Annotated in this window: 14 protein-coding genes; 9 read left to right on the forward strand and 5 right to left on the reverse strand. The window is 39.8% G+C overall.

What is annotated here, in order from left to right; all coding sequences use genetic code 11:
- The first annotated feature begins 390 nt into the window (after positions 1-390).
- Positions 391-3105, forward strand: coding sequence for an outer membrane beta-barrel protein (locus ATK78_RS17760; RefSeq protein WP_133577479.1), 2715 nt, complete (start codon positions 391-393; stop codon positions 3103-3105).
- A 44-nt stretch (positions 3106-3149) separates the two neighbouring features.
- The gene (locus ATK78_RS17765) at positions 3150-5207 is read left to right on the forward strand and encodes a TonB-dependent receptor (protein WP_133577480.1); all 2058 of its coding nucleotides are present in this window, start codon (positions 3150-3152) and stop codon (positions 5205-5207) included.
- 11 nt (positions 5208-5218) lie between these two features.
- Here ATK78_RS17765 and ATK78_RS17770 read toward each other — a convergent pair whose 3' ends face one another.
- Positions 5219-5551, reverse strand: coding sequence for a single-stranded DNA-binding protein (locus tag ATK78_RS17770; protein WP_133577481.1), 333 nt, complete (start codon positions 5549-5551; stop codon positions 5219-5221).
- Positions 5552-5669: 118 nt separating this feature from the next.
- Here ATK78_RS17770 and ATK78_RS17775 point away from each other — a divergent pair, with 118 nt between their 5' ends.
- Positions 5670-6404, forward strand: coding sequence for a ThuA domain-containing protein (locus ATK78_RS17775; protein ID WP_133577482.1), 735 nt, complete (start codon positions 5670-5672; stop codon positions 6402-6404).
- 33 nt (positions 6405-6437) lie between these two features.
- Here the strand turns inward: ATK78_RS17775 and ATK78_RS17780 are convergent, their stop codons facing one another.
- Complete coding sequence (locus ATK78_RS17780; protein WP_133577483.1) at positions 6438-7088, reverse strand: NAD(P)-dependent oxidoreductase; 651 nt, start codon at positions 7086-7088, stop codon at positions 6438-6440.
- Between the two features lie 64 nt (positions 7089-7152).
- Entirely contained in the window at positions 7153-7563 is a 411-nt protein-coding gene (locus ATK78_RS17785) for an Rrf2 family transcriptional regulator (RefSeq protein WP_133577484.1), read from the reverse strand.
- Positions 7564-7653: 90 nt separating this feature from the next.
- On the opposite strand from ATK78_RS17785, the gene ATK78_RS17790 reads away from it, so the two are divergent.
- Positions 7654-8142 carry a hypothetical protein gene (locus ATK78_RS17790; protein ID WP_133577485.1) on the forward strand — a complete coding sequence of 163 codons (489 nt, stop codon included), beginning with the start codon at positions 7654-7656 and terminating at the stop codon, positions 8140-8142.
- 8 nt (positions 8143-8150) lie between these two features.
- Here ATK78_RS17790 and ATK78_RS17795 read toward each other — a convergent pair whose 3' ends face one another.
- Together ATK78_RS17795 and panB are read right to left on the reverse strand one after the other, a co-directional pair.
- Positions 8151-8837, reverse strand: coding sequence for an RluA family pseudouridine synthase (locus ATK78_RS17795; protein ID WP_133577486.1), 687 nt, complete (start codon positions 8835-8837; stop codon positions 8151-8153).
- Complete coding sequence (gene panB / locus ATK78_RS17800) at positions 8837-9652, reverse strand: 3-methyl-2-oxobutanoate hydroxymethyltransferase (RefSeq protein ID WP_133577487.1); 816 nt, start codon at positions 9650-9652, stop codon at positions 8837-8839. The genes ATK78_RS17795 and panB overlap by 1 nt, the downstream gene beginning before the upstream one ends.
- Positions 9653-9957: 305 nt before the next feature.
- On the opposite strand from panB, the gene carA reads away from it, so the two are divergent.
- The 5 genes from carA (at position 9958) to eno (ending at position 14713) form a co-directional block, all read left to right on the forward strand.
- On the forward strand, positions 9958-11070 hold the full coding sequence (gene carA / locus ATK78_RS17805) for a glutamine-hydrolyzing carbamoyl-phosphate synthase small subunit (protein WP_133577488.1): 1113 nt from the start codon (positions 9958-9960) through the stop codon (positions 11068-11070).
- Between the two features lie 97 nt (positions 11071-11167).
- On the forward strand, positions 11168-11938 hold the full coding sequence (locus ATK78_RS17810; protein ID WP_133577489.1) for an ABC transporter ATP-binding protein: 771 nt from the start codon (positions 11168-11170) through the stop codon (positions 11936-11938).
- An 8-nt stretch (positions 11939-11946) separates the two neighbouring features.
- Positions 11947-13041 (forward strand): ABC transporter permease, encoded by a 1095-nt coding sequence (locus ATK78_RS17815; RefSeq protein ID WP_133577490.1) that lies wholly within the window; start codon positions 11947-11949, stop codon positions 13039-13041.
- Between the two features lie 31 nt (positions 13042-13072).
- Positions 13073-13267 (forward strand): hypothetical protein, encoded by a 195-nt coding sequence (locus tag ATK78_RS17820; RefSeq protein ID WP_133577491.1) that lies wholly within the window; start codon positions 13073-13075, stop codon positions 13265-13267.
- A gap of 150 nt (positions 13268-13417) precedes the next feature.
- Positions 13418-14713 (forward strand): phosphopyruvate hydratase, encoded by a 1296-nt coding sequence (eno, locus tag ATK78_RS17825; protein ID WP_133577492.1) that lies wholly within the window; start codon positions 13418-13420, stop codon positions 14711-14713.
- Positions 14714-14800: the final 87 nt, after the last annotated feature.

Here is a 14800-nt window from a genome sequence, read left to right on the forward strand (position 1 = left end):
TTTACTCCAAAGCACAAATATTTAACAGTTTTTTAGATTCTTTTAACATATGTTTAACATTTTAGGCCATTCCTTTTAGGTATTATTGCGCTAAATTACAAGTGCTTATCTATTTTTTCCGGGTTTTCGTCGTATGTTTAAATTGGTTGCTACTCTCCTTCTGGCTTTTACAGCCATTTCTTCTTATGCACAAAATAAAACTACGGTCAAAGGTATGCTTATTGATTCTGCTTTCAGGCTACCTGTTAAATTTGCAACAATAGTAGCTATTAACACATATTCATCACATTTAACCTCCATTTCGTCACATTTAAACTATTGGTTAGTATTTCATTGGTAACATTGCAGCATAAAAAGAATCAAACAACCACAAAACAAACACACACACTCATGAATAAATTTTTCGTTTCTCTCCTGCTCTCGATGGCAGCTTTCACATCCTTTGCCCAGAATAAAGCTACAATTAAAGGTATACTCATCGACTCTGCCTCTAAGGCTCCTGTTGAATATGCCACTGTTGCCGTAGTTAATACCAAAGACACTACGCTGATCTCTTATACGCTGAGCGATAAGAAAGGTGCTTTCACAATTTCAGGGATCACAACAGAACGGCCAACGCGGTTAATTGTTTCTTATGTAGGTTATAAGATCATCCGCAGAAACCTCGATCTCACCAAAGGAGAAACAAAAGATATGGGTACGTTGCTTTTTACGAGCGAAAGTCTCCAGGAAGTGGTAATCCAGGGAGCACGGTCTCCAATTGTTGTGAAGAAAGACACCATTGAGTTTAATACTGAAGCCTTTAAAACACGCCCAAATGCCGTGGTTGAAGAGTTACTGCGAAAGCTGCCAGGTGTTCAGGTAAATACTGATGGTTCTATATTGGTAAACGGAAAGTCTATCAGCAAATTGCTCATTGATGGTAAACAGTTTTTTGGCAATGACCCTAAAGTAGCAACAAGGAACCTGGATGCTGATATGATTGATAAGATACAGGTTTATGACGACAGGGAAAATGACCCAGATCATAAGCTTAGTGAAACTCAAGTGGTAAAGATCATTAATTTAAAGCTGAAAAATAAGATCAAGAAAAGTACCATGGGCAAGATCTTTGGCGGTGGCGGTACCAGGGACCGTTATGAATTTGGTGGTATTGTGAGCAGCTTTAGAGATACACTGCAGGTCAGCCTAATTGGCCTTGGCAATAATTTAAATAAAACTGGCTTCTCCAGCCAGGAATTATACTCTATGGGTGGTTTTAACCGTTCTGGTGGCTCACAGATTTATGATGGTACTTTTGGAGGCAGAGGCTGGGGCGGAATAGAAAAGGTAGCTTCTGGCGGCGTAAATATCAATAACGATTACGGCCAGAAGTTAAAAATGAACCTTACCTATTTCTATACCAATACTATCCGCAACAATGATGGCAGTGCTTATGGTGAACAGACCTTGCCGGAAACCATATTATATACAACAGCGAATTACGGTTCAAAGAATACGGAGAATAAACACGCACTTTCATCATCTATTGAATGGAGGCCTGATACGCTAAATCGATTTAAGTATGAACCGAGATTAAATCTTAATGGTAACAAATCTGACGACCGATCTTACAACCTCTCATCAAACACCCTAAATCCTATACTTAGTGAATCTAAAGGTTATTCAAACAGCAATAGTGATAATACCGACTTTAGCCATAATTTTTCCTGGTACCGGAGGCTAAAGAAAAAAGGATCGTCATTGAACATAAACCATAATCTTTCACTGAACAACTCTGCTTCGAACAATTTCAATTTTAATGACCTGGTGTCTTATACATCACAGCTAAAATCAGAAACGCTGGATCGATATGCCAACGGTGCCAACGGTGGTGACAACGCATCTTTAAGTATTGGTTACACCTATCCGATCGTAAAAAAACTAACTGCTGAACTGAACGCGTCTTCTGGTTATTCTGCTTCTTCTGAGGGTTTATTTACCTACGATAAAAATGTGACTACCGGGTTATACGATATCTTTTTAAATAATCAGAGTAATGAACTGGACAGAACAACCTGGACTCATGATTTAACACCGCAGCTAGCCTATCAGATTACTGAAAAATACAACCTTAGACTTGGCGTAAATGCAAAATGGCAGAATCTTAACAATAAATTTGGCGGCAATACAGGCGATGTTAAGAAACAATATTCAAATGTATTTCCTATAGTTCGTTTTGATGGCCCTGGTTTTTCAATCAATTATGCTGAAAATATTCAACAGCCTGGTATTTCTCAAATTCAGCCTATTGTAAGAGAATATTCACAACTGTATAAATACACCGGGAATCCGGATCTGGAACCAACCCATCAATATGAGATCAATGGAAACGTATATAAATACAATTATAAGAACCAGACCAATCTGAATGCCTATGCTTCTGTTCGTTTTTCTGATAATGAAATTATCCAGCGGACAAATATTGAAGCGAACGGAGCGCATACTTCTACTTATATTAACAGGAATGGTGGAATTTATGGATATGTTAGTGCCAGTTTTGGTAAGCAGTTTAAAAAATCTCAGGACTGGCAGATCGGGCTTAATACGAATGTGAACCTTAATATTAATAAAAGTGCCTTTTTCTTAAATGCAGATGAAGGCCTACAATACCGCTATAGTGCCAGTGCTGGCGAGGGTATAAATTTTAACTACAATGAGCTGCTAAGTTTAAGTTCTAATTATAATTTCTCTAAGTCTATTACGAATTATAAAAATGTAGATTTTAAATCAGTCAATACTTATACGCATACCCTGGGTGCAGACATGAGTTTAAGATGGCCAAAGCGGGTAATTGTTGAAGGAAACTATAATTTTAATTATAACCCACAGGTTTCACAGGGTTTTCAGAAAAGCTCAAACATTTTAAACCTAGCAGTTTCTATACAGATGTTGAAAAAAGACAGGGGAAACCTGAAGGTTTCAGTGTATGATATTTTGGATGAAAATGTCTCTGTATATCAATATGCATCCAATAACTCAATTAGCATGGGACAACAGGATGTATTAAAGCGGTACTTTTTAGTTACTTACCAATATAAATTCAACATTTACAAGAGTAAATAACGGTTTTGTTTATTTTGGGCTTAAAATTTGACACTGGTTTGCTAATGAAAAAATTGCTCACCGGGTGCCTGATCCTTAGCGGATCATTAGGTTTCGCACAAAATAAACAAGATTCTGTTAAACGATTAAAAGAAGTAGTGATCCAGCCTTACTTTTCGGTACAGCCGTTGATTAGAGCAACCGGTACGATTGGACTTATTGGTCAGGAAACGCTGGATCGTCAACCAGGGAGTTCTTTGGTTTCTGCAGTGAATACTGTTGCTGGTGTACGGATGGAAGAGCGTTCTCCGGGCAGCTATCGATTGTCTGTTCGGGGCAGTTTGCTTAGGTCTCCTTTTGGGGTTCGGAACATTAAGATCTATCTTGATGATTTTCCGTTAACCGATGCCGGAGGAAATAGCTACCTGAATGCACTGGATGCTTCCGGAACTTCGCAGCTTCAAATTTTGAAAGGGCCGCATGGAAGTATTTATGGCGCAAATTCTGGTGGCGTGATCCTGATTCAACCCAATGGTGAGGCTGCTGACACAAATTATGTTGCTGTAAAAGCTGAAGGTGGTTCTTTTGGTTCTTTCCGCGAAAATGTGGTGCTAAACCAGCAGATTGGAAATTACGGGCTGAACATTACACAGGCTTACCAACGCAGTGATGGTTACCGTGACCATAGCGAAATGGACCGGAAGTACTTTCAGGCTCTACAAAAGTGGGATTACTCGAAAAACAAGGCCTTAAAAGTCCTGCTCTTTTATTCGGACCTGCATTACAATACTCCCGGCGGCTTAACCGCTGCCCAGTATGAACTGAGCCCTAAATTATCCAGACCTGCAGCCGGTGCGAGTAAAGGTGCTATTGAACAACAGGCTGGAATATATAGCAAAACCATTTATGGAGGGGTTTCTCACAATTGGCGGATTAGCGAAAGTTTTAAACATGTAATTTCGGTTTTCTCTTCGTACACTGATTTTAAAAATCCATTTATCAGCAATTATGAAAAGCGCAGGGAATTCTCTCTTGGCCTTAGAACGTATGTGGAATATGGTAAAGGCACACAAAATATAGATTGGAAGATAGATGCCGGACTGGAAAGTATGAAAACAAGTACGGATTTTGACAATTTTGACAACAACTTTGGTAGGCCTGCTGCAGTACAGGCATTAGATGAGCTTAATGCTTCTGCTAATTTTGCCTTTGTACATTTTAGTATTGACTTGCATAAGAAACTATTGCTGGAACTCTCAGGAAGTGCTAATCTTTATGGTTACGATTATGCCCGCTTAGCTCCTGTTACTGTCGCGAAAAAGACCTATGATTTTGATGTGCAGCTGATGCCCAGGGTTGCCCTATCTTATTTACTGACACCACGAACTTCGTTAAGGGCTTCTGTTAGCAAAGGATATTCTCCTCCTACAAGGGATGAGGTACGCGCTTCTGATCATGTAATTAATGTTGACCTTCAGCCTGAATATGGCTGGAACTATGAAACAGGTATCCGGTACATCAGCAAAGACAATAGGCTTTTTGCTGATGTGAACGGCTTTTATTATAACCTGAAGAGCGCGATTGTTAGGCGCTTAAATGAGAATGATGCTGAATTCTTCATCAATGCCGGGGGAACCAGACAATGGGGACTGGAAAGCACCATTGCTTATTGGGTTTTACCTGAAAAAGATTTTGGCCTGCTTAGGGGCCTGCAGCTGAAAAGCGCATATACGCTGAGTCATTTTAAGTTTGATAATTATACAGACCGCAGCGATGACTTTTCAGGTAATGACCTGACCGGGGTTCCTAAAAACATGATCATCAGCAGTGCAGATATCCTGCTGCCAAAAGGAATTTACTTATTTATGCAGCATAACTATACATCCAGCATTCCTTTGAACGACGCCAATACTGCTTATGCCAAAAAGTATGATTTGGTACAGGCTAAAATTGGCTGGAAGAATTTACACCTTGGCAAGGTTCCGGTTGAGATCTATGCGGGTGCAGACAACTTATTGAACCAGAAGTACAGTCTTGGAAATGACCTGAATGCTTTTGGCGGACGATATTTTAACGCTGCGGCAACCCGTAATTTCTATGGCGGAATGCTGGTCAGGCTATAAGCCTGACCGGGTCATTTGATAACCAGTTCCAGGCTGCTCACGATGATCTCTGTCGCAAATCTTTGTTCTCCTTTTTTGTCAGTATAGATTTGGGTACTCAATTTACCTTCTATGGTAAATTCTGTTCCTTTCTTTACCACATTATCAACCAGGCTAACTTTGTTATTCCAGAAAACGAGGTTAAACCATTGGGTTTGGTTAACGGCCTCACCTGCGCCGTTTTTATAAAACTCATTGACGGCCACGCTGAGGCGTGCCATTTTCTTATTCTCAGAGAAATCAATTACTACCGGATCTGTACCGGCAAATCCGGTTAAGCGAATGCTGTTTTTAATGTTATTCATAATTCTATCTGTTTAGGTAGGTAACAGTATTCAGATTCGATGAGAAAAAGTTAAATTAACCGGATATATCCGGTTAATTTTAAAATAGTGTATATTTAACCTGCAAAATAAAATGACCATGTTTAAATCAATTTCTTTACTACTTACAGTTGTATTCATTTTCCTTCTTACGGATCCGGCATCTGCAAAGAATAAACGCATACTGGTATTTTCTAAAACTGCAGGTTTTCACCATTCCTCCATTAACATAGGTATAACGGCTATCCAGAAACTGGGTTTGGAAAATGATATTGATGTAGATACCACCAAAGATGCCTCTAAATTTACGGTTGTTAACCTTAAAAAGTATAGTGCTGTGGTTTTTCTAAACACTACCGGCAATGTTCTTGACGAGGATCAGCAAAAAGCTTTTGAATCTTATATCCGTTCTGGCGGTGGTTTTGTTGGCATTCATTCTGCTACTGACACTGAATATGAGTGGCCCTGGTATGGCAAGCTTGTAGGTGCTTATTTTGTTAGTCACCCTGCACAGCAAGTGGCTAATTTGAATGTGGTTAACCGTAAATCTAATGCGACAAAACATTTACCGGAGGTTTGGAAGAGAAAAGACGAGTGGTATAATTTTAAAGATATTGGTAAGGATCTAAATGTACTGATCGCATTGGACGAAACGAGTTATACCGGCGGGATCAATGGCGCAAACCATCCGATGGCATGGTATCACAATTTTGAGGGCGGCCGTTCGTTCTACACGGGACTTGGACATGTGGAAGAATCCTATTCAGATCCTTTATTTCTAAAACATCTGCTTGCTGGGATTAACTATTCAACCGGTAAAAAACCGATCGAATAGTTGTGGTCATCACGGCAAGACTGTCCTGATATTTTAATATGCTGCAGTAAAACGCTTTTGCAAATGTTTACCCTGCTCCAGTTCATCTACAATAACAATGGCCAGATCTTCTCCTGATAAGATACTTCTGCCTTCGTTGTTAAATACCGGACTGTCCAAGCCCAAACGATAGGAGCCGGTACGTCCTGTTTTTATGCCCTGGTGCATTTCTATTGCCGGACTGAAAAAAGTCCATTGTAATTCCTTCTCTTCTTTAAGAATATTCAGGTAATCTCTTGCCGCTGTTGCCCCTGGTTTGATGTCTTGCGGAAAATCTGGCCCATCAACCAGCTGGTTGCCGTCAATGTATAAACTTCCCGCTCCGCCAATTGTAATGAACCGGCTTACACCTGATTCTTTTACGGCTTTTTGGATGGCTATACTTCCATTGAGAAAATCGTCATATAAATTCGGATTCGTCCACCCCGCATTAAATGCATTGATCACTGCATCATATCCTTTGACGGCCTCTGCTAATGCATCTGTTTTGAATACATCAACTTCTGACACGGTTAACAGATTATTATTGTTGTTGATCTTACTGCCATCACGAACGATTGCTTTAACCTCATGACCCCGGCTCAATAATTCTGTCAGAATGTTGGCTCCTACAAAGCCGCTTGCTCCTATTAATGCTACTTTCATATTTATAATTTTTGTTGTTTATCTATATTGTAATGTTTATTGTTACAGTTTAGGGTAAAAAAAATCAAATGAACTTACTGCTAAAATCTGCCAGGGTCTGTTTAGATAACTCTGAAATTAAAGTTTGTTCTGTTGAATCATATAAGGTATTTAAATGCATATTAATTTGTTTACCTACCTGACACAGCGGATTGGGCGTGTTTTTTGACACCCCTAGTAAATGATCTTGCTTTACCGCATGATATACCTGCGCCAGACTGATCTGATCTGCTGCTTTTTCTAAATAACTACCCCCGTTTTTTCCTTCTTTACTATTTACCAATCCATGACTGCGTAAGTTGCCCAGTTCTTTTCGCACCAGTACCGGGTTAATGTTAATACTTCCTGCAATCCACTCAGAAGACAATAGTTCTCCCTTTGCTTTTTCGAGCAGGGTTAAGATGTGTAATGATATGGCAAACCTCGAATTGTTCATTCTGTAACTTTAATTATTACAGTACAAAGGTATATTTTCAACTTACTTTGGCAAGGCTATTGCTTATGAAATGATTAAAAAATGACAATTATGAAAAGATACATTTTGATGATGGCTATCGCATCTGCGGGTTTTGCTTCTTGTTCTAACGATAAAGCGGGCAGTGACGCAAAAGACAGCACTGAAGTAATTGCAGTTGATACTACTTTTACAGCTACTGAGCCTAAAGTTGCAGGCGACTGCTATACCTATACTAAGAACAGAGATACTGCGTACCTTAAGCTGAATGTAAGCGGCGAAGAACTTACTGGTGATCTAAATTATAGTTTGTACGAAAAAGATAGGAACAGCGGAACGATTGCCGGTGAAATTAAAGGTGATACGATCATTGCAGAATATACTTTCGACTCGGAAGGAATGCGTTCGGTACGTGAAGTTGTTTTCCTTAAAAAAGACGGGAAGCTATATGAGGGTTTTGGAGATGTAACGGAAAAAGGTGGAAAAACTTTATTTAAAAACAGGGCTGATTTGAAGTTTACGGACGCTATGGTATTCTCAAAAACTGAATGCAGGCCATAATTCTGTGATTAAAACCCTTCAAATTTTTCCCAAAATCCGTCTATGGGTAATTTGGCAAAAATGTTTACAGGTTCCTTTTTAACAGGATGAAGAAACTGAAGTCTGCGGGCATGCAGGCAAATGCTGCCTTTTCTGCTGCCCCGCGGGTATCCGTACTTATTGTCTCCTACTATTGGGCATCCTAATGTAGATAGCTGCACCCTGATCTGGTGTGAGCGGCCGGTAAGCGGATCTACTTCTATTAAGTAATAACCATTTAGCTCGCCAATTAAGCGGTAGCTTAATTCTGCGCGCTGGCTTCCTGCCACTTCGGTGTTGTATGGAGTAACTACATTTTTTTGAGGATTCTTTACCAGCCAGTGAACCAATGTTCCTGATGGTTTTTGTGGCTTATTGCGAACAACCGCCCAGTATGTCTTTTTAACTTCTCTATTTTTAAACAGGGCATTTACCCTTTCCAGGGCTTTACTTGTTTTGGCAAACAGGATAACACCACTTACTGGTCTGTCTAAACGGTGTACAACACCCAGAAAAGCACTGTTTGGCTTATTATATTTTTGGGCAAGGTATCTTTTAACCTGATCGTCCAATGGCTCATCCCGGGTTTCATCTACTTGTACAATATCTCCTGCGCGCTTATTTAACGCGATGAGGTGGTTATCTTCGTAAAGTATATCTTTATCCGTTACAGGCATTAATACTGCTCTTTTTCGTTCGGGAAATCATTTGCTTTTACATCACTGATGTAAGATTTTGCGGCTCCAAGGATGCCATCATATAGATTAATATATTGGCGTAAAAAACGGGGCTTAAATCCTTTGGTCAGGCCAATCATATCGTTAACAACCAATACTTGTCCGTCGCAATGCGGACCGGCACCTATTCCAATAGTCGGAATGTGCAGGCTTTCTGAAACTTCCTTCCCTAATTTAGCCGGAATCTTTTCCAGTACAATACCAAAACATCCCGCTTCCTGTAAGGCCAGTGCATCTACTTTCAACTTTTCTGCTTCGGCTTCATCTTTTGCCCTTACGGTATAGGTTCCAAATTTATAGATAGACTGCGGTGTTAACCCCAAATGCCCCATTACTGGTATTCCTGCTGTAATGATCCTGGATATAGATTCGGTGATCTCTGTACCTCCCTCTAATTTTACCCCATGTGCACCAGATTCTTTCATGATCCTGATGGCTGAATTCAATGCTTCTTTAGAGTTACCCTGATAGGTACCGAAAGGCAGATCGACTACGACGAAAGCACGGGTTGCACCACGAACTACACCCTGAGCATGATAGATCATTTGATCTAGTGTTATTGGAAGCGTAGTTTCATGTCCGGCCATCACATTTGAAGCGGAGTCGCCAACAAGTAATACATCCAGTCCGGCATCATCTAAAATAGTGGCCATTGAATAATCGTAGGCTGTTAACATCGCGATCTTTTCTCCGCTTTGTTTCATTTCCTGAAGGATGTGTGTTGTGATTCTTTTTACTTCTTTGTGTACAGACATGCGTATTGGTTTTGGAACAAAAATAGTTTTTACATTCGAAATAAACGTAGTTTGATTGTTTTTTGACAATTCAGGTAATTCTGACCTATCTTTATATCCAGTATTTAAGCCCTTGAGGATTCCGATCATCATAAAATTATAATCTTTAAAAAACATCTTGATTTAAACCATCAAAAACGTATCTTTGTATCCCGAAATGAAGGGGTCACTTAACAGCACATTTGTTAACTACAAGAACAGCATCAAAGCTGTATTTAAATCCTCATTTTTTCCTTTTTTCACATCCACAATTTCTTTTAATAAGCATGACTAATTACACTAAGTTACCTGCAATCCTGTTACTGGCCGACGGAACCGTTTATTACGGTAAAGCTGCTGGAAAAATAGGTACTACCACTGGCGAGATCTGTTTTAATACAGGAATGACTGGTTATCAGGAAATTTTCACTGATCCTTCTTACTTTGGACAGATCATGGTTACGACCAATGCTCATATTGGAAATTATGGTATCCATAAGGATGAGATTGAATCTGGAAGCATTAAAATTGCCGGACTGGTTTGTAAAAACTACAACATTGGCTTCAGCCGCAAGGAAGCTTCGGAGTCCATTCAGGATTATTTTCAGAATGAGAACATTGTAGGTATTTCTGACATTGATACGCGTTCATTGGTTCGTCACATACGTAATAAAGGAGCTATGAACGGAATTATTTCTTCTGAGATCACTGATCTTGAAGAATTGAAAGCCAAACTTGCTGAGGTTCCTTCTATGGATGGCCTTGAGCTATCATCACAGGTATCTACCAAAGAAGCTTACTTTTATGGTTCTCCTGATGCTACATATAAAATTGCTGCATTAGACCTTGGCATCAAAAAGAACATCTTACGCAATTTTGACGACAGGGACATTTATGTTCAGGTCTTTCCTGCCAAAACAACTTTCGAAGAAATGGATAAATGGGGTGCTGACGGGTACTTTATCTCTAATGGTCCTGGTGATCCATCTGCTATGCCTTACGCGATTGATACCGTTAAGGAAGTGTTAGCTGCTGACAAACCATTATTCGGTATTTGCCTTGGCCATCAGCTACTTGCTGAAGCCAATGGTATTGGGACCATGAAAATGTTTAACGGACACAGGGGTTTAAATCACCCTGTTAAAAATATCATTAAAGACCATTGCGAGGTTACTTCACAAAACCATGGTTTTGGTGTAATTCCTGATGAGGTCCGTAAATCTGACAAGGTAGAAATTACCCACATCAACTTAAATGACCAGTCTATTGAAGGCATCCGTGTGAAAGGCAAAAAAGCCTTCTCTGTACAATACCACCCGGAGTCTTCTCCTGGTCCTCACGATTCACGTTATCTTTTTGATGATTTCATTACCATGATTAAAGGTGAATTGGCCTGGTAAGAATTTTCACGGGACAAATACATCATTTTACCGACATTTTTGAAAGGAAGTAACCCACGTTACTTCCTTTTGCGTAAAACCTTATTACATTTATACCATGGATGACAAAAAAGTCATGATCAGTGTAAAGAACCTGGTTAAGAAATATGACGATTTCATTGCGGTGCAGGGCATTAGCTTTGATGTTTATGAAAATGAAATATTTGGCTTGCTGGGTCCAAATGGCGCGGGTAAAACGACTACACTAGAAATCATTGAAACTCTGCGGGAAAAGACTTCTGGAGAGATCTTTGTTGATGGCCTTTCTGTTGAAAAAGAGGCGAACAAGATTAAGCAGATCATTGGTGTTCAGCTGCAGGCTGCAGGCTATTACCCAAATCTAAACCTGGTTGAATTAATGGAGCTCTTCTCTGGCTTGTACGGGGTTGATATTAAACCAATGGAGATGCTTGAAAAAGTAAATCTGCAGGATAAGGCTAAGGCCAAATACAAAGCACTTTCTGGTGGCCAGAAACAACGCTTTTCCATTGCGACTACACTCATTAACTCTCCTAAGATCATTTTTCTCGATGAACCTACCACCGGACTGGATCCGCAGGCCCGTCGTAACCTGTGGGACCTGATCACGGAAATTCGTAACCAGGGTACTACGGTTGTTCTTACTACACACTATATGGATGAGGCTGAGCAGCTTTGTGACCGTGTGGCTTTTGTGGAACGTGGTGAGATCATTGCGCTGGATACGCCTGACAACCTGATTGACCAGTTGGTAAGCAGTGGTTTTGAACGTAAAAAAGAAGTTAAAAAAGCCAATCTGGAAGATGTTTTCATCAACCTTACCGGCAAAGAATGGCGTGAGGATAATTAACGAAGCACATGAACAACAAACCTTATAGTAATACTAAAGCTACGCTGGCTCTTGCAAAAGCAAGTTTCAGGTCCATTATGCGGAGTCCTTCTGCTGTTGTTTTTACACTTGCGTTTCCATTGATCTTTATCCTTGTTTTCGGATTTTTAGGTGGTGGTGGTGTAAAGGTTGATCTCGCTATTGCACCTGGCTCTGATCTTCAAAATCCGATTATTAAAGCACTGGAACAAAATAGTGTGGTGCGTTTGATTAAAGACAAAGATACCGCTGAACTAAAGCCCCTTCTTGAAAAAGGAAATATTGATGCCGTGATCAATGTTCAGAAAAATGCCGCTGGCACTCCTGCATACCTCGCAAATATTCAATACACATCTGCTTCCATAGACAAGGGAAATATTCTTAGGTCTGTGTTGAACAACATGCTGTATATCATCAATACCAAAGACGTTAAACCAAGCATTGCGCAACTGAACGAAAGTACGGTGCATGGCCGGATTTACCGCACCATAGACTTTATTCTACCTGGACAGCTTGGCTTCTCTTTGCTAAGTACTGGTGTATTTGGAACTGCATTTGTATTCTTTAGCCTACGTCAAAATCTGGTGATCAAACGCTTCTTTGCTACCCCGGTTAGCCGGTCCAGCATTATATTTGGTGAAGGTATTGCCCGAATTGGCTTTGCGTTGCTGGGTGCTGTTTTCATCATTACAATTGGACACTTCTTCTTTCATTTTACTTTGATCCATGGCGTTGTTACTGTTTTAAACATGCTGGTGCTTGCCTTGATGGGCTTAATTGTATTTATGGGCTTTGGCTTTATTGTTTCGGGAATGGCCAAAAGTGAGAGTACCATTCCTCCCATCTCTAATATCATTACGCTACCGCAGTTTTTACTTTCAGGGACTTTCTTTTCTATCGATGCTTTTCCAACCTGGCTTCAACCGATCAGCCGTGCTTTGCCTTTAACCTATTTAAATGATGCCATGAGAAAGGTTGCGTTTGAGGGCGCTGGATTATGGGATGTTAAACACCAGATCCTGATCATGGTAATTTGGGGTATTGGTATCTATGCGGTTGCCGTTAGGGTATTTAAATGGGAATAAGCCCGAATAATCATTATACATCAGAACTTAAATGATCATCAGAATTATAGTCTTGATCGTTGCCGTCATTTTCCTGGCGGGCAACATCGTTTTATTGTACCGGACCAACCTAAGCTGGGCTGCCGGGCAATCCTTTTACATTGGTATTTTTACCATGGCCTGCGTGATTGCATCACAAGTATTTGCATTAAAAGTTATTCAAAAAAACAAAAGGTTAAGTCAATAATTTTGATCTTAACCATTTCTTAATGAACGGAGATATGAAAAAATATCACGATCAAACCTGATAGTTTAAAATTTATTATAACTTTGGATATTGCCTTAGTAATTGTACATTTTACACTAAGGCTTACGTACAAACAAAATATAGATAAAAATGAGTTTAATAATTGATGTTCATGCGCGGCAAATACTTGACTCCCGCGGGAATCCTACTATCGAAGTAGATGTAATTACAGAAAATGGTATTCTTGGTCGTGCTGCTGTGCCTTCTGGTGCTTCAACAGGCATGCATGAGGCTGTAGAGCTTCGTGACAATGACAAATCTGTATACATGGGTAAAGGTGTTCTAAAAGCCGTTGCTAACGTAAATGATAAAATTGCTGATGAATTAAAAGGTATTGATGTATTTGAACAAAATGCTATTGACAGCCTGATGATTAAACTGGATGGTACAGAGAACAAGGGTAACCTTGGTGCTAATGCAATTTTAGGCGTTTCTTTAGCGGTTGCTAAAGCTGCAGCTCAGGAAAGCCGTCAGCCTTTATACCGTTACATTGGTGGTGTAAATGCAAACATTTTACCTATTCCGATGATGAACATCGTTAACGGTGGTTCTCACTCTGATGCTCCTATTGCATTTCAGGAATTCATGATCATGCCGGTTGGTGCTTCTTCTTTCTCTGAAGCATTGAGATGGGGTACTGAAGTTTTCCACAATTTGAAAGCGATCTTACACGACAGGGGTCTTTCTACTGCTGTTGGTGATGAAGGCGGTTTTGCCCCTACTTTTGACGGTACTGAAGATGCAGTTGAAACGATTATGCTTGCCATTGAAAAAGCTGGTTACAAACCAGGTGAGCAGATTTTCCTTGCATTTGACTGTGCTGCTTCTGAATTTTACAAAGACGGTAAATACGATTATACTAAATTTGAAGGCGATAAAGGCGCAATCCGTACGAGTGCGGAACAAGCTGAATATCTTGCCCAGTTAACTGAAAAATACCCTATTATCTCTATTGAAGATGGGATGGATGAGAATGATTGGGATGGCTGGAAATTATTAACAGACAGAGTTGGTGATAAAGTTCAATTGGTTGGTGATGATTTATTTGTAACGAATGTTACACGTTTACAAGCTGGTATCGATAAGAATACTGCCAATTCTATTTTAGTAAAAGTAAACCAAATCGGTTCTTTAACTGAAACCATCAATGCAGTTAGCTTAGCACAAACCAATGGTTATACTTCTGTAATGAGCCATCGTTCTGGTGAAACTGAAGATACTACAATTGCCGACTTAGCTGTTGCTTTAAACTGTGGTCAGATTAAAACCGGTTCTGCTTCTCGTTCTGACAGGATTGCAAAATACAATCAATTGTTACGTATCGAAGAAGAATTAGGTGCTGCTGCCCGTTTTATTGGCAAAGACTTCAAATTTCTTAAGAAATAAGTTGAATTAAACTAAAAAAGCCAATGCACATTACGTGCATTGGCTTTTTTAGTTTATCATAAAGCTGATATAAATATATTTTTATAT

The organism is Pedobacter metabolipauper, assembly GCF_004362715.1.
GTDB lineage: Bacteria > Bacteroidota > Bacteroidia > Sphingobacteriales > Sphingobacteriaceae > Pedobacter > Pedobacter metabolipauper.

Excerpts from the sequence above, each read along its gene's own strand:
- carA (WP_133577488.1), top strand. The coding sequence starts at position 9,958 with ATGACTAATTACACTAAGTTACCTGCAATCCTGTTACTGGCCGACGGA.
- ATK78_RS17775 (WP_133577482.1), top strand. The coding sequence starts at position 5,670 with ATGTTTAAATCAATTTCTTTACTACTTACAGTTGTATTCATTTTCCTT.
- eno (WP_133577492.1), top strand. The coding sequence starts at position 13,418 with ATGAGTTTAATAATTGATGTTCATGCGCGGCAAATACTTGACTCCCGC.
- ATK78_RS17760 (WP_133577479.1), top strand. The coding sequence starts at position 391 with ATGAATAAATTTTTCGTTTCTCTCCTGCTCTCGATGGCAGCTTTCACA.
- ATK78_RS17815 (WP_133577490.1), top strand. The coding sequence starts at position 11,947 with ATGAACAACAAACCTTATAGTAATACTAAAGCTACGCTGGCTCTTGCA.
- panB (WP_133577487.1), bottom strand. The coding sequence starts at position 9,652 with ATGTCTGTACACAAAGAAGTAAAAAGAATCACAACACACATCCTTCAG.
- ATK78_RS17780 (WP_133577483.1), bottom strand. The coding sequence starts at position 7,088 with ATGAAAGTAGCATTAATAGGAGCAAGCGGCTTTGTAGGAGCCAACATT.
- ATK78_RS17810 (WP_133577489.1), top strand. The coding sequence starts at position 11,168 with ATGGATGACAAAAAAGTCATGATCAGTGTAAAGAACCTGGTTAAGAAA.
- ATK78_RS17770 (WP_133577481.1), bottom strand. The coding sequence starts at position 5,551 with ATGAATAACATTAAAAACAGCATTCGCTTAACCGGATTTGCCGGTACA.
- ATK78_RS17790 (WP_133577485.1), top strand. The coding sequence starts at position 7,654 with ATGAAAAGATACATTTTGATGATGGCTATCGCATCTGCGGGTTTTGCT.
- ATK78_RS17765 (WP_133577480.1), top strand. The coding sequence starts at position 3,150 with ATGAAAAAATTGCTCACCGGGTGCCTGATCCTTAGCGGATCATTAGGT.
- ATK78_RS17785 (WP_133577484.1), bottom strand. The coding sequence starts at position 7,563 with ATGAACAATTCGAGGTTTGCCATATCATTACACATCTTAACCCTGCTC.
- ATK78_RS17820 (WP_133577491.1), top strand. The coding sequence starts at position 13,073 with ATGATCATCAGAATTATAGTCTTGATCGTTGCCGTCATTTTCCTGGCG.
- ATK78_RS17795 (WP_133577486.1), bottom strand. The coding sequence starts at position 8,837 with ATGCCTGTAACGGATAAAGATATACTTTACGAAGATAACCACCTCATC.